General features: G+C 66.8%; 14 protein-coding genes. 12 read left to right on the forward strand and 2 right to left on the reverse strand.

All coding sequences use genetic code 11. From position 1 onward, the window contains the following. Window positions 1-116: 116 nt before the first annotated feature. The gene (locus AC1DWT_RS10695; protein WP_477920496.1) at window positions 117-662 is read left to right on the forward strand and encodes an NAD(P)H-dependent oxidoreductase; all 546 of its coding nucleotides are present in this window, start codon (window positions 117-119) and stop codon (window positions 660-662) included. 320 nt (window positions 663-982) lie between these two features. Here the strand turns inward: AC1DWT_RS10695 and AC1DWT_RS10700 are convergent, their stop codons facing one another. Continuing rightward, window positions 983-1,879 carry a LysR family transcriptional regulator gene (locus tag AC1DWT_RS10700; protein WP_477920498.1) on the reverse strand — a complete coding sequence of 299 codons (897 nt, stop codon included), beginning with the start codon at window positions 1,877-1,879 and terminating at the stop codon, window positions 983-985. A gap of 246 nt (window positions 1,880-2,125) precedes the next feature. Here AC1DWT_RS10700 and AC1DWT_RS10705 point away from each other — a divergent pair, with 246 nt between their 5' ends. From AC1DWT_RS10705 to AC1DWT_RS10715, 3 genes are all read left to right on the forward strand, one after another. Next, the gene (locus AC1DWT_RS10705) at window positions 2,126-3,565 is read left to right on the forward strand and encodes an amino acid permease (protein WP_477920500.1); all 1,440 of its coding nucleotides are present in this window, start codon (window positions 2,126-2,128) and stop codon (window positions 3,563-3,565) included. 94 nt (window positions 3,566-3,659) lie between these two features. After that, window positions 3,660-4,625: a zinc-binding dehydrogenase gene (locus tag AC1DWT_RS10710; protein ID WP_477920502.1), complete on the forward strand. Its 966-nt coding sequence runs from the start codon at window positions 3,660-3,662 to the stop codon at window positions 4,623-4,625. A gap of 85 nt (window positions 4,626-4,710) precedes the next feature. Then, window positions 4,711-5,316 carry an NUDIX hydrolase gene (locus AC1DWT_RS10715; RefSeq protein WP_477920504.1) on the forward strand — a complete coding sequence of 202 codons (606 nt, stop codon included), beginning with the start codon at window positions 4,711-4,713 and terminating at the stop codon, window positions 5,314-5,316. Between the two features lie 50 nt (window positions 5,317-5,366). Here AC1DWT_RS10715 and AC1DWT_RS10720 read toward each other — a convergent pair whose 3' ends face one another. Next, a complete protein-coding gene (locus tag AC1DWT_RS10720) occupies window positions 5,367-5,984 on the reverse strand; it encodes a TetR/AcrR family transcriptional regulator (RefSeq protein ID WP_477920506.1) in 618 nt (205 codons plus the stop codon). A 280-nt stretch (window positions 5,985-6,264) separates the two neighbouring features. Here AC1DWT_RS10720 and AC1DWT_RS10725 point away from each other — a divergent pair, with 280 nt between their 5' ends. From AC1DWT_RS10725 to AC1DWT_RS10760, 8 genes are all read left to right on the forward strand, one after another. Continuing rightward, complete coding sequence (locus AC1DWT_RS10725; RefSeq protein ID WP_477920508.1) at window positions 6,265-8,352, forward strand: acetate--CoA ligase family protein; 2,088 nt, start codon at window positions 6,265-6,267, stop codon at window positions 8,350-8,352. 40 nt (window positions 8,353-8,392) lie between these two features. Next, complete coding sequence (locus AC1DWT_RS10730) at window positions 8,393-9,217, forward strand: enoyl-CoA hydratase (protein WP_477920510.1); 825 nt, start codon at window positions 8,393-8,395, stop codon at window positions 9,215-9,217. Window positions 9,218-9,234: 17 nt separating this feature from the next. Further along, a complete protein-coding gene (locus AC1DWT_RS10735; protein ID WP_477920512.1) occupies window positions 9,235-10,395 on the forward strand; it encodes an iron-containing alcohol dehydrogenase in 1,161 nt (386 codons plus the stop codon). A 95-nt stretch (window positions 10,396-10,490) separates the two neighbouring features. Beyond that, entirely contained in the window at window positions 10,491-12,038 is a 1,548-nt protein-coding gene (locus AC1DWT_RS10740) for a CoA-acylating methylmalonate-semialdehyde dehydrogenase (protein WP_477920514.1), read from the forward strand. After that, complete coding sequence (locus AC1DWT_RS10745; RefSeq protein WP_477920515.1) at window positions 12,031-13,086, forward strand: enoyl-CoA hydratase/isomerase family protein; 1,056 nt, start codon at window positions 12,031-12,033, stop codon at window positions 13,084-13,086. The genes AC1DWT_RS10740 and AC1DWT_RS10745 overlap by 8 nt, the downstream gene beginning before the upstream one ends. A 40-nt stretch (window positions 13,087-13,126) precedes the next feature. Then, a complete protein-coding gene (locus AC1DWT_RS10750; RefSeq protein WP_477920517.1) occupies window positions 13,127-13,942 on the forward strand; it encodes an enoyl-CoA hydratase/isomerase family protein in 816 nt (271 codons plus the stop codon). 122 nt (window positions 13,943-14,064) lie between these two features. After that, the gene (locus AC1DWT_RS10755; RefSeq protein ID WP_477920519.1) at window positions 14,065-14,337 is read left to right on the forward strand and encodes a hypothetical protein; all 273 of its coding nucleotides are present in this window, start codon (window positions 14,065-14,067) and stop codon (window positions 14,335-14,337) included. Beyond that, window positions 14,334-14,738 (forward strand): acyl-CoA thioesterase, encoded by a 405-nt coding sequence (locus AC1DWT_RS10760; protein WP_477920521.1) that lies wholly within the window; start codon window positions 14,334-14,336, stop codon window positions 14,736-14,738. Before AC1DWT_RS10755 ends, AC1DWT_RS10760 begins: the two co-directional genes overlap by 4 nt. The last annotated feature ends 331 nt before the right edge of the window (window positions 14,739-15,069 follow it).

The raw sequence follows: 15,069 nt of genomic DNA on the forward strand, positions 1-15,069 counted from the left end.
TGCCACGACCGGATGCACCGTCCTGGCGGCCAGTCAGCTTCTCATGGCCGGGTGCGCCATCACCGTCACTCACCGGCCCGCATCCTCCACGAGATCGATCGACAAAGGAGAACGTCGTGACTGCAGAGGAATCAACCACCGGGCCCTACGTGGCTGTCGTGTCCGGCAACCCTCGCCCCGCTTCACGCACCCTCGGTGCTGCCCACGCCGCGGCGGACAAGATCGGAAGCGACCTCGGCATCGCCGACGTCATCAGTATCGACTTGGCCACGTTCTCGAGCGAGATCCTCTCCTCCGCGCATCCCTCGGCCGACCGAGCGAAGGAGATGCTCGCCGGCGCGACTGTCGCGGTGATCGCGACCCCCGTCTACAAGGCGTCGTACACCGGTCTTCTGAAAGCTTTCCTGGACCTGTACCCCTCGGACGGATTGCTCGGCGTCGTCGCCGTTCCGCTGGTGACGTCGGGTAGCGCGGCGCACGCGCTGGCCGGCGAGGTGCACCTGCGCCCTCTCCTGGTGGAGCTCGGGGCCACGGTCCCCTCCCGCTCCCTCACCCTGACCGAACGCGAGCTCGCCGACCTCGACAGTGCCGTCGACGCCTGGTGGGAGCGCGCCGGCGAGCCGTTGCGTCGAGCCATCGGCCGCCCCGTCCCGATCTCCTGAACATCGGCCGCAGAAAGGCGCCGGCGGAGTTTGCGCCCAACGGTCAGGCTCCCGGGGCGAGGTGTTCCATCGCGGAACGAGGAGCAGCCCGAGGGGCTGTGGCGTATGAATTCGCGGTCCGGTCGGGTCCTCGTTGGCGACGGGATGTATGGACCCGACCGAGAGAGGCGCGCGCGACAGCACTCGGGTCGCCCGTTCATACAAAGTGAGAGGAACCCCCACTGGCGCGTACCTGACCAGGTGTTTCGTGGGGCGGCTGGGGACTTCGTCGGCAGTCCGCGATGTGGTGGCTGTAAAAGGTTGTCGCGATCCCGACCGAGTTAGCCGGTGCGGGTAATCAAGCCTGCATGGCCGGCTGCAATGGACCGGAGCATCGCAATGGCCGTCCGCACCCGGGCGAGCCGCTGCAGTTCACGCGGCACGATCAGCCAGTACTTGCGCAATACCGTGACCTCGTCAGCAAGGATGCGCTCCAGCCTCGGGTCGGGGTCGCCGATGTAGAGGGGGAGTGCCGCGACACCGAGGCCGGCGGCGGTGGCCAGCCATTGGCCGGTGATGTTGTTGGTCTGGATCTGGGTGCGGTGGCCGGGGAGGACCTCGTCGAAGATACGGAGAGCGGGGACGTCGAGGAGCGAGTCGACGTAGCCGATCAAGGCGTGCTCGTGCAGATCGAGGACGTGGGAGATCCGCGGGTGCGTCTCGAGGTAGGCCGCGCTGGCGTAGAGGCCCAGCCGATAGTCGGCGAGCTCGCTGATGTCCACCGACCGCGGCGAGGGACGCTCGAGGGTGACGGCGACATCGAACTCGCGGGCGGCGAGCGCGTCGTGCCTTGTCGCGGTGACGATTTCGACATCGAGATCGGGGTGCTGGGCGAACAGGGTCTCGAGACTCGGAGCCAGGAGGAACGCCCCGAACCCATCCGGAGTGGCGATCCGCACGGTCCCGGAAAGCCGCCCGCCGCCCGAGGCGGCCCCCTCCATGGCGGCCAGGAGAGCGGACTCTATGGACTCGGCGTGCACGACGAGGTCGTGTCCGGCATCGGTGAGGACCCAGCCGGTAGGTCCCCGGTCGAAGAGCCGATTACCCAGTGCGCGTTCGAGAGCGGTGATCCGCCGACCCACCGTGGTGTGGTTGACCCCCAGCCCTTTCCCGGCCGCCACCAGGCGGCCGGTGCGGGCGACTTCCAGGAAATATCGGAGGTCATCGGCATCGATCACGCCTCACCCTAACCGGGCCTGTGCATATTTGCACAGGCGTGTGCCTACTTGGCTGTTGTGATCTGCATTCCGCGCAGTGAGACTTGGTTCACACAAGGGGCGAACGCCCGGCCCCACAGTTGTCAGCCGACCTTCATGCATTGCCCCGGCGAACCCACCAGTCGGGTCGGCCGGAGCGGCGCAGTAGAGCGATCCACGAGCCCGGCTCGGGTCACGCTTCCCACATCCCGCGACGAGGAGAATTACGTGCAAGACAACGATACCCACGGAGGGTTGCACACTCCGTTGAAGCAAAAGCACCTGACGATGATTGCGTTGGGTGGAACCATGGGCGCGGGTCTGTTCATCGGCTCGGGGGCCATCATCAGCGAGGTCGGTCCCGCCTCCATCGTCACCTACGCACTCACCGGTGTGCTGATCTTGCTGGTGATGCGGATGCTCGGCGAGATGGCCGTCGCCAATCCCCGAACAGGATCGTTCACCGACTACGCCCGGGACGCCATGGGCAACTGGGCAGGCTTCTCCACGGCCTGGCTGTACTGGTACTACCAGATGGTCGTCGTCGGATTCGAAGCCGTCGTCGGCGCACAACTGCTGCAGCGGTGGATACACGGGGTGCCGGCCTGGGTGCTCTCGGTGGCTCTGCTGCTCGCGCTGACCCTGGTGAATCTGGTCTCGGTCGGGAACTTCGGCAAGTTCGAATACTGGTTCGCCGGCATCAAGATCGCCGCCGTCGTCGCCTTCGTCGCCCTGGGCGCTCTGTTCATCTTCGGTCTCTGGCCGAACTCGAGCATCGACTTCTCCAACCTGACCTCACACGGTGGAATCGCCCCCAACGGCGCATTCCCGATGCTCGCCGGTGTCGTCGTCGTCATCTTCTCCATGGTCGGCGCCGAGGTCGTCACGGTGGCCGCCGCCGAATCGAAGGAACCCGGCCTCGCGATCAAGCGTGCGGTCAACGCCGTGATCTACCGTGTCCTGTTCTTCTTCGTCACCTCCGCGCTCATCATCGTCACCATCGTTCCGTGGGACAGCATTCCCACCGGCGAGTCCCCGTTCCTGCTCGTGCTGCAGGTACTCAACATCCCCGGCGTGGCCGACATCCTCAACGCCGTCATCCTCATCGCCGTCCTCTCGTGCCTGAACATCGGCCTGTACTCGACGTCGCGGATGCTCTTCACCCTCGGTTCCAACGGGGAATGCCCCCAGTGGATGACCGCCGTGAACAAGCGCGGTGTCCCGGTCTGGGGCGTGCTCTCCTGCACCGTGATCGCCTACGCGTGCATCGCCGTCGCCTACTTCTTCCCCGACACCGTGTTCCTGTTCCTGATCAACGCATCCGGGGCGATGATCCTCTTCGTCTATCTGATGATCTGCATCTCCCAGATCATCCTCCGCAAGAGGAACGAGCGCGCACACGGCGGAAAGCTCGAATTCAAGATGTGGCTGTTCCCCTACCTGTCCATCCTCGTGACAGCCGTCATCGTCATGATCTTGGTAAGTATGATGTGGGACAACACCTCCCGAATCTCTCTCCTCCAGGGACTGGCGGTATGGGGTGTCATTCTCATCGCCTTCGGTGTCAGAACTGTCCGTGCGCGATCCCGGTCGGCGGTCACGCTCGATTCGAGCACCGACCTCGATGAATCCCCGATCTCGGAAACACGAAACCCCGAAAAGGTCTGATCGTCTCGACGGCACCAGCCTGTACCCCGCGACCCTCGCCGGGGTACAGGCGTCGTCGAGGATTACCTCGACTGATGACAGGAAAGGCTCCACCATGCTCGCCGCTTACGCCCACGCCATTGATCCCGACGATCCCGTCTCGGGTCTCGTCGTCGGAGATCGACCCGACCCGCAGCCGCGCGAAGGCTGGACCACGGTCACCGTCAAAGCGGCGGCACTGAACCACCACGACCTGTGGACCCTGCGTGGTGTCGGCATCCGCCCGGACCAGCTTCCGATGATCCTCGGCGGCGACGCCRCCGGAATCGACGAGGACGGCAACGAAGTCGTCGTGCACTCGGTCATCACCTCACCCGGGTGGACCGGTGACGACACCCTCGACCCGAAACGCTCGCTGCTCTCGGAGGTCTACGACGGAACCCTGGCGGAGAAGCTCCTGGTGCCTCGCCGCAACCTCGTGGCCAAGCCGGCGTCGCTGTCCTTCGAGCAGGCCGCGTGCCTTCCCACCGCATGGCTGACCGCCTACCGCATGCTCTTCGTCAAGGCACGCCTGGCGCCGGGATCGACCGTACTCATCCAGGGCGCCGGCGGTGGCGTCTCGACCGCGTCGATCGCCTTGGGCAAGGCCGCGGGCCTGCGGGTGTGGGTCACCGGGCGCAGCGAAGCCAAGCGCGAGGCCGCGCTCGCCCTCGGCGCCGACCAGGTCTTCGAATCAGGGGCACGCCTGCCCGAACGGGTGGACGCGGTCATCGACAACGTCGGCCAGGCCACGTGGGGACATTCGCTGAAGTCCCTGAAGCCGGGCGGCGCGATCGTGACCTGCGGCGCGACATCCGGCCCGAACCCGACGTCGGACCTGAACCGGGTCTTCTTCCTTCAGTTGCAGGTCCTGGGCTCGACGATGGGCACCCGCGACGAGCTCGAGCAGTTGCTCGCGCTGCTCGACACCACCGGACTGCGCCCTGAGATCGATTCGGTTCTGCCGCTGGCCGATGCCGAGGCCGGACTCAAAAAGCTCGCCAGCGGCGATGTCCAGGGAAAGATCGTGCTGATCCCCTAGCGTTTCACGGTGTTCGGTAGAGGCGGTCCGAAGCCACCTGAACCGACCCGTCCGAGCGGATGAACATCCAACGAAGGAATCGGGTATGCCGACGATCAACCGGTTCGAACTGTCCAGGGCGCTAAGGCAATTCCGGGCCATCAAACTGCCCCTCGACGGTCGTCGAGCCGCCGCGGTCAGCATTGCGGTCCTGATCGAGGACGGGAAACCCGCCATCTGGCTGACCGAGCGCTCATCGAAGCTGCGCGCTCATCCCGGCCAGTTCGCCTTTCCCGGCGGGCGCATCGACCCGGACGAAACAGCCGCCGAGGCGGCCTTGCGTGAGTTGCACGAAGAACTCGGCATTGCCGCCCATCCCGAGCAGATCATCGGCGAACTCGACGACTTCGCCACCAAATCGGGTTACGTCATCACACCGTTCGTGGTGTGGATCGGCGACTTCACCGGCACCCTTCGTCCGAACGCGTCGGAAGTCGCCCGCGTGCACACGGTCACCATGGACGAGGTCGACGCCGATCCCCGATTCGTCACCGATCCCCAGGTCGACGCGCCGATTCTGCAATGGCCCTTCCGTGACCTCGATATCCACGCCCCCACCGCGGCGATTCTCTACCAGTTCCGAGAAGTGGTGCTGCGCCGGCGGCACACCCGCGTCGCGCACTACGGGCAGCCGGTGTTCGCCTGGCAGTGATCGCCACCGAACCGACCACCGCGGAAGCGCGCCTGCCTCGAGCGCTCGGCCTAGAGTGTGGTTCCCAGTAGCAACCCGGCGATGTGCCGCAGCATCCGTGTGTTGCGCTCATAGGTGTAGTCAGCCAGATCGATCGCGACCGCGGCCATCAAACCGTCTATGGCGCAGATGATTCCGTCGGCGACCTCGTCGGTCGGGGCGGTCGGGCGGAACATGCCGTCCCGCTCACCGGAGTCGATGACCTCGGTGAGCTTTGCCCGCCACGCTGAGTAGATCCGGGTGATGTCGGGAAGGTACTGCTGGTTGCGGCTGGCCACCGACACCGTCGCCAGCCACACCGTGCACCGCTCGCGATCGGTGATCGCGTGTTCGAGCAGTGAGGTCATCTTCGTGGCCGGGTCGTCGATGTCGGCGGCGAAGGTCGCCCATTCCGACACCCGCCGCATGCTCGCCGCGCTGAGCATCGCCTCGATGACCTCGTCGCGGCTGTCGAAGTAGTGCTGAATCTTCCCGATGGACACCCCCGCCTCGCGGGCGATGTCGCGCAGGCGCACCTTTTCGATGCCGTGCACGGCGATCAGTCGCTCGGCGGCATCGAGAATCCGCCGCCGGCTCTCGGCGACGAGGGGATCCTCACCCACTACTTGTGCTGTATCCGCCACAGTCATCAGTCCACACCCTCCACCTGCAAGTCCCTCGCGTTTTCCCGAACGCGCAGGTCGTCTCTCGATCGTAGCGATCGGCGTAGTGCGCGCGCCCTGCCCGTGAAACGAGCAGTTCACGGACCTAGGTCACGCGTTCACGGTGTCGGGACATCCGTCTTGACGCCACAATAATTCCATATTATTGTGCGTTGCACCACACATTCTTTCTCGCGGCTTCCCACACTTCCGGGTTTCACCGCCGCCGACCACCGTGCACACCGCTTCCGAAGACGGAGATCTTTCGATGACCTCAATCGCCCTCGCGCCACCCGCTGTCCGCCGGGACCTGACCGCGCTATTCGCCCCGTCCTCCATCGCGATCGTCGGCGCGAGCAACGATCCCGCCAAGTACGGCAACTGGCTGGCGGGGCGGGCGCTGCGGGACACCGATCGGCGGCCGGCCTACCTGATCAACAAGAGCCGCTCGAAGATTCTCGATCACCCCGCTGCGCCCAGCCTGACCTCCCTCGGCCGACCGGTCGATCTCGCGGTCATCGCGGTTCCCGCCGCCGGATTCGACGAGGCCGTCGACGACGCCATCGCCGCCAACGTCAAGGCGATCGTCGCGATCACCGCAGGGTTGGGTGAATCCGGCGCCGAGGGACTGGCCCGGCAGAACGCCCTGGTCGCCCGGCTGCGCGAAGCCGACATCGCGATGCTCGGACCGAACTGCCTCGGGGTGCTCGACAACACCAGCGGCCTCGACGCGACGGTCAACGAATTCCGTCCCGGCTCGGTGTCGATCATCTCCCAGAGCGGCAACGTCGCCATCGACCTGGCCGAACACTTCTCCGAACAGGGTCTCGGCGTCGCCCGCTTCGCGAGCCTGGGCAACTGCGCCGACCTCGACGTCGCCGACCTGATCGACAGCTGCGTCGATCACGAGGGCACCTCCGCGATCGCGGTGTACTGCGAGGGCTTCAAGGACGGCCGCAAGTTCGCCCGCGCGGCCGCCCGCGCCGCGGAGGCCGGCAAGCCCGTGGTGCTGCTGTCCGTCGGTCGCGGTGCCGCCTCCACCCGGGGGGCGGCCTCACACACCGGATCGCTGGTGACCTCGAGTGTCGTCCTCGAAGCGGTGTGCGAGGCCACGGGCACCGAACTGGTGTCGAGCCCGTTCGAGATGGCGAACCTGCTCCAAGCCCTCGTCCGTACCCGCCCCCCGGCCGGGTCACGGGTCGCGGTCCTCGCCGACGGCGGCGGCCACGCCTCCCTGGCCAGCGACAACCTCGAAGAGGTCGGCCTGCAGGTCGAGGAGTTCTCGCCCGAGCTGTCCTCGCAGGTAGCCGGTGAGCTGCCGCCGACCGCGGCAACATCGAACCCGATCGACCTCGCCGGCGGAGGCGAGCAGGACATCACCTGCTTCGCCCGCGTCGCAGAGCGCCTGATCGCCAGCCCCGAGACCGACGCCGTCCTGATGACCGGATTTTTCGGCGGCTACGGTGACTACGACCCGGCGATCGTGCCCGGTGAGATCCAGGCCGGCCACGACATCGGCGCCCTCGTCGCAGAATCCGGTGCCAGCTTCATCGCCCAGACCATGTTCGCCGACTCCAAGCCCGCGCAGGCGCTGCGGGAGAGCGGCATCGCCGTCTACCGCAACGTCGAACACGCCACCTGGGCGCTGAGCCGCCTGGCCCGCCGAGCCCAGGTGCGATCGCATCCCCTTCCCGTCCTGCCGGAGCCCGCGAACACGCTGACCGAGACCGGATACTGGCCCGCCCGCCGCGCCTTGGCGGCCGCCGGCATCCCCTTCGTCCCCGCCGCGGAGGTCTCCACCACCCGGGAGCTGGAAGCGGCGGTCGTCGGCCTGCAGTTCCCGTTGGTACTCAAAGCCCTTGGCGACGAGCACAAGTCCGACAACGGCGGAGTCATCTTGAACATCGCCGACGACACCGCACTGATCGAGGCCTGGGACGACGTCCAGGCGCGACTGGCACCACCGGTCTGCTCCATCGAAGAGATGGCAGACCTCTCCGGCGCGGTCGAACTGATCATCGGCGTGCGCCGCGACCCGACGTTCGGACCGATCGTGCTCGTCGGCATCGGCGGCGTGTACACCGAACTGCTCAAGGACACCCGCTGCGCCCTCGGCCCGATCACCGCAGACCAGGCGCGCGAGTTGCTGCTGTCCCTGCGCGGTGCGGCTCTGCTCACCGGCTTCCGCGGCAAAGCGGCCGTCGACATCGACGGCGCAGCCCAGCTGGTGGCCACCCTGTCGACCTACGCCGCCGAACACCCCGAGATCGGCGAAATCGAGTGCAACCCCATCGCGGTCACCCCCACCCAGGCCATCGCACTCGATGCCCGCATCATCCTCGACTCCGCTCACTGAACCCCGGCAGACCGAAAATCCCACAAGGAGAGATAAACCGATGACCGATATCGCCGAGAACATCACCGCTCTGCCCACCAACAGCGAGAGCGAGTACAACTACCTCCTCGTCGAACGTCGGGGCCCGGTCGCCCTGATCACCCTCAACCGCCCGAAGGCCCTCAACGCCCTGTGCAACGACCTCACCGAGGAGCTGACCGCCGCACTCGACGCCACCGAAGCCGATGACAGCATCGGCGCCGTCGTCCTCACCGGCAGTGCCAAGGCCTTCGCCGCCGGCGCCGACATCAAAGAGATGCAGCCCAAGTCGTTCACCGACGTCTACCTCGAAGACTTCATCACCGCCAGCTGGGAACGCGCCTCCACCACCCGCAAGCCCATCATCGCCGCCGTCGCCGGATACGCTCTCGGCGGCGGAGCGGAACTCGCGATGAGCTGCGACATGATCATCGCCGCGGACACCGCGAAGTTCGGCCAGCCCGAGATCACCATCGGCATTCTGCCCGGCGCCGGTGGCACCCAACGCCTGACCCGCGCCGTCGGCAAGTCCAAGGCCATGGACATGGTCCTGACCGGCCGCACCATCGACGCCGAGGAAGCGGAGAAGATCGGCCTCGTCGCCCGCATCGTTCCGGCCGACGACCTCATCGACGAGGCAATCGCCATCGCGCAGAAGATCGCCGGATTCTCCCGCCCCTCGGTCCTGATGGCCAAGGAGGCCGTGAACTCGGCCTTCGAGACCCCGCTGGCAGAGGGCCTGCGGTTCGAGCGTCGCCTGTTCCACGCCGCCTTCGCCACCGACGGCCAGACCGAAGGCATGACCGCCTTCCTCGACAAGCGCAAGCCGTCCTTCACCAACCGCTGAGAAAGCGAGATCTGCACATGACTTCACCGATTGCACTCCCGCGGATCATGCGGATTGGCGGCGGCGCCGTCGCCGAGATCGGCGAGGTGGTCTCGAGCCTCGGGCTCACCCGCCCGCTGGTGGTCACCGATTCGTTCCTCGTCGGCACCGGCGCCGCCGAGCAGATGATCAAGACCCTCGAAGCCGCCGGTCTGTCGCCGCGCTTATTCGCCGACACCGTCCCGGATCCGACGACCGACTCCCTCGACGCCGGACTGGCCGCGATCGCCGAGCACGACTGCGACTCGGTCATCGGGTTCGGCGGCGGCAGCCCGATGGACACCGCCAAGGCCCTCGGGATCCTCGGCCGCCAGGGCGGGCAGATGCGCGACTACAAGGCCCCCCGCAACAACGTCGGACCCGCCCTGCCGGTCATCGCCGTCCCCACCACCGCCGGAAGCGGCTCGGAAGCAACCCAGTTCACCGTCATCACCGACAGCATCAGCGACGAAAAGATGCTGTGCCCGGGCCTGGCATTCCTGCCGATCGCCGCGGTCATCGACTACGAGCTGACCGTGTCGATGCCGCCCCGGCTGACCGCCGACACCGGCGTCGACGCCCTCACCCACGCGATCGAGGCGTACGTCAGCAAGAAGGCGAACCCCTTCGCCGACAGCCTCGCCCTGACCGCAATCGGCACCATCGGCCGGGTCCTGCGCCGCGCCTACGCCGACGGCACCGACGCCGAGGCACGCGAGCAGATGATGCTCGCCGCAACCCAGGCCGGCATCGCGTTCTCCAACTCCTCGGTCGCCCTCGTGCACGGGATGAGTCGGCCGATCGGCGCGCACTTCCACGTCGCACACGGCCTGTCGAACGCCATGCTCTTCCCCGCTGTCACCGCCTTCTCGGTCCGCGCCGCGGAATCCCGGTACGCCGACTGCGCCCGCGCCCTCGGAGTCGCCACCGCCGGCGACGACAACACCACCGCCGCGAACAACCTCGTCGACGCGCTGACCGAGCTGTGCCGCGACGTGGCCGTGCCCACGCCCAAGGCATACGGCATCGACAAGGCCCGCTGGGACGAACTGATCCCGCTCATGGCCGCACAGGCCCTCGCCTCGGGATCACCGAACAACAACCCCCTCGTCCCGACCGACGCGGAGATCCGCGACCTCTACGCCCAGATCTACGGCTAGCCGAACGCCGTCCCACGAGCCCGCGACACGGGACGGCCGCAGATCCACCTCCGCGCACGCTATTCGCTGAAAATTACTCCAGGAGAATTGTTTTCATGACTACCACCCTTCCGTCCGCGACCTCCGGTGCTACCTCATCCGGTGCACCCGTCGACATCGACCACTACATCGGCGGCCACATCGACGCCCGCGGCGCCGCAACCCGCGCCGACGTCTACAACCCCGCGACCGGGCAGGTCACCGGCCGGGTGGCGATGGCCACCACCGACGACGTCGATACCGCGGTCGCAGCCGCCGCCACCGCCTTCCCCGCCTGGGCGGCCACCCCCGCCCACATCCGGGCCCGAATCCTGTTCCGTTTCCGCGACCTCGTCGAACGCGACGCCGACCGGCTCGCCGCCATCATCACCGCCGAGCACGGCAAGGTGCACTCCGACGCCAAGGGTGAGGTCACCCGCGGCCTCGAGGTCGTCGAATTCGCCTGCGGCATCCCGCAGCAACTCAAAGGCGAGTTCTCCGAAAACGTCGGCCGCGCCGTCGACGGGGTCTCCTTCCGCCAGCCGCTCGGCGTGGTCGCGGGCATCTCCCCGTTCAACTTCCCTGCCATGGTCCCGATGTGGATGTTCCCCGTGGCACTGGCCTGCGGCAACACCTTCGTGATGAAGCCGTCGGAGAAGGACCCCACCCTCAGCGTCGAGCTGGCCCGCCTGCTCACCGAGGCCGGCCTGCCGGACGGGGTGTTCAACGTCGTGCACGGCGACAAGGTCGCGGTCGACGCGCTCCTGACCCACGACGACGTCGAGGCCATCAGCTTCGTCGGCTCCACCCCGATCGCGGAGTACATCCACACCACCGCCTCCGCGCAGGGCAAGCGCGTCCAGGCCCTCGGCGGCGCGAAGAACCACATGGTGATCATGCCCGACGCCGACCTGGACCAGGCCGTGTCCGCCCTCATGGGCGCCGCCTACGGTTCCGCCGGTGAGCGCTGCATGGCGATCTCGGTCGCCGTGCCCGTCGGCGAGGACACCGCCAACGCCCTGCGGGAGCGTCTCGTCACCGCGCTGGCCACCCTCAAGGTCGGACCCGGTACCGATCCGGAGGTGGAGATGGGTCCGCTCGTGACCGGTGTGCACCGCGACAAGGTCGCCTCCTACATCGACGTCGGCGTCGAGGAAGGCGCCGAACTCGTTGTCGACGGCCGGCAGAGCACCCCGAAGGACGTGGGAGAAGGGTTCTTCATCGGCGGCACCCTGTTCGACCATGTCACCCCGTCGATGCGGATCTATCTCGAAGAGATCTTCGGGCCGGTCCTGTCGATCGTGCGCGCCGAATCCTTCGAGAAGGCACTGCAGTTGGTCAACGACCACGAATTCGGCAACGGCACCGCCATCTTCACCGCCGACGGCAACACCGCCCGCACCTACCTTGCGCAGGTCAAGGCCGGCATGGTCGGCATCAACGTCCCGATCCCGGTGCCGATGGCCTTCCACTCGTTCGGCGGCTGGAAGCGCTCGCTGTTCGGTGACCACCACATCCACGGACCCGAGGGCGTGCGGTTCTACACCCGCAACAAGACCGCCACCACCCGCTGGCCCAACGACACCCAGGTCCGCACCGACTTCTCCATGCCGACCCATGAGTGACGCACCCTCTGTGGCCTCTGCGCCCACGTTGACCACCGACACCGTCCGCGCCGGGATCCGCGGCGGGGTCGGGGTCATTACCCTCGACCGGGCCAAGGCGCTCAACGCCCTCACCACACCCATGGTCGAGGCCATCGACACGGTCCTGCACGACTGGGAGACCGCCGGACTGCGCGCCGTCGTGCTCGATAGTGCCAGCCCGAAAGCGTTCTGCGCGGGCGGGGACATCCGCGCCGTCCAGGAGAACAGCCTGGCCGGCGACCCGGAGGCGAGCGAGCAGTTCTTCTCCACCGAGTACCGACTCAACGCCCGGATCGCCGAGTACCCGGTCCCTTTCGTCTCGCTCATCGACGGCATCTGCATGGGCGGCGGGATGGGCCTGTCGATCCACGGGACCTTCCGCGTGGTCAGCAGCAAGGCGGTCCTGTCGATGCCCGAGACCGGGATCGGCTTCTTCCCCGACGTCGGTGCCAGCTACTTCCTCTCCCGACTGCCGGGAGCACTCGGGGTCTACCTCGGGTTGACCGGGGCCCGGGTGTCGGCCGCCGACGCCCTCTACACCGGACTGGCCACCCATTACATCGACGGTGTCGCAATCGAACTGGTCTCGGCCGCCCTCATCGATCACCCGAACCGATCGGTCGACGAGACGCTCCGTGCCCTCGGCAGCCCATCACCGGGCGCCGCAAGCACCCTCGCCGGGCACCGCACCGAGATTGATTGGTGCTTCAGCGCCGACACGATCACCGGGATCGACAAGCGACTCTCGGCCACCGGCGGGGACTGGGCAGAGCAAACTCAGGCCACGCTCGCACGCCTGTCACCACAGAGTCTGCAGCTCACTCTCGAGATGTTGGCCTGGGGACGGCAACGCAGCCTGCGCGAGTGCCTCGACGTCGAACTGGCAGTCACCCGCAACGTCATCCGGACACCGGACTTCATCGAAGGCATCCGGGCGACGCTGGTCGACAAGGACCGCAACCCCTCCTGGGGAGCATCCCAATTCGCCGGCCTCGATGCGGTCGGACTACCCCGGTGGAAGCAATGACCCCTCGCTCTATCACTTTTCGACGAAGGACACGATTGACATGTCAGATGTAGTGCTCTACGAAACCAACGGCCCGATCGCCACCATCACCCTGAACCGGCCCGACAAGCTCAACGCCCTGAGCACCGAGGTCGTCCTCGAACTCGACAAGCGCATCGCCCAGGCCGGCGCCGACGACTCGATCAAGGTCGTCCTCCTCGCCGCGAACGGCCGCGCGTTCTCCGCCGGCTTCGACATCAACGACGAAATCGAAGACGGCACCGAGACACCGCTCGACTGGCAGCCAGTGCTGCGCCGCGACGTCGACGTCACCATGCGCGTGTGGTCCTGCCCGAAGCCGACCATCGCCGTCGTCCAGGGCTACTGCCTCGCCGGTGCCTGCGAGATCGCGATGGCCTGCGACATCATCGTCGCCGCCGACGACGCGAAGTTCGGTGAACCCGAAATCCAGTACGGCTCCGGCCCGGTCACCTTGCTGATGCCCTTCATCCTCGGGCAGAAAAAGACCAACGAACTGCTCTTCACCGGCGACAAAATCAACGCCGAGGAAGCACTCTCGCTCGGGCTGATCAACAAGATCGTCCCGCTCGACGAACTCGAATCCGCGGCCCGTGAACTGGCACTGCGGATCGCGCCCACTCCGCTGCCGATCCTCCGGCTGACCAAGCAAGCCCTCAACCGTGCCTACGAGGCCAAGGGACTGCGCACCGCGGTCAACGCCAACGTCGACATCTCGGCGATCCTCAACGGCGCGAACACCCCGGAACAGCAGGAGTTCGACAAGGTCGCAGCCGAGAAAGGCCTCAAGGCCGCTCTCGCCTGGCGCGACGAACGCTACGGCGCCGTCAAGGCCTGACACCGAGACCGCCATCGGGGCCGCACCCCAAACGCTGCGACCCCGATGGCGGCTCCCTGCATCTCGCCCGGACCCCACGACGGGCACCGGTACACGACCGCACAGAGGAGGAGAAGCGGCCGATGAGTCACCGCCACATGACCGCAGACCTGGTGATCACGGGTCTGCCCGTCATATCCGCCGGTGTCATGGTTCTCGATCACGCCATCCACGCACTCGACGACCACGCGATGATCTCCCTGATCGCGCTCGTCGCCGTCCTGGTCGCCGCAGCGATGGTGGCCACAGGGACGCTGGCCTGCACCCTCGCCCCCGCACTCGCCACCTACTGGGAGCACCAAACCGGCGGCGGCCAAGTCCCGACGGCACCGCACGACTGGCAGCCAGAACCGTGACCGGCCATTTCAGCCAGACGTCCACGATCCCGCTCCGCTGGCGCGACCTCGATGCGCAGCAACACGTCTTCCACGGAGTCCACGTCACCCTCTTCGACCAAGCCCGCGGCCGAATGCTCGCCGCCGCACTGGCAACTCCGGACCCCGTCTATGCGATCGCCCGCCTGGACCTCGAATACCTCCACGAACTCGGCCTCGACGACTCACCCGTCGCCGTGACCTCGACCGTCGTGACCGTCGGTACAACCAGCATCACCACCCAGGAACGAATGACCAGTCGGCACGGCACGGAAATCGCTCGCGCAACCACGGTCCTCGTGTGGCTCGACGAGACCATGTCCAAACGTGCTCTCACCTTCGACGAACGCGTTGCGCTGCTCACCACTCCTGCGGCATCCTGATCTGCGCGCCGCGAGCGGCGTACATTTTCGACACCGATACCGGTCGCGTGCACCCTGTCACGCTGGTACGACGTAGATCCGATCTGATCCTGTCAGACAAATGCTTGAAAGTGATCTACCCCAAAAATATTCGCGCGCAGTCAATTGTGGCACAGGCCACGCCGCACCAGGATGCCGTGAGGTACGCCAGGTGCACCCGTGTCAGGTCATCCCTGAAAGTGCGGGGTCCTGTCAACCCCTGCTCGACCTGCTGTTTTGCTCGTTTTCGGCCTCCAAGCGGGCAGCGCTGGGTGAGGGCCCCGTCGGTCAGGACGGAGCGCCCGCAGCGCAG

The sequence above is a fragment of the Rhodococcus sp. P4_B6 genome, from assembly GCF_056402215.1.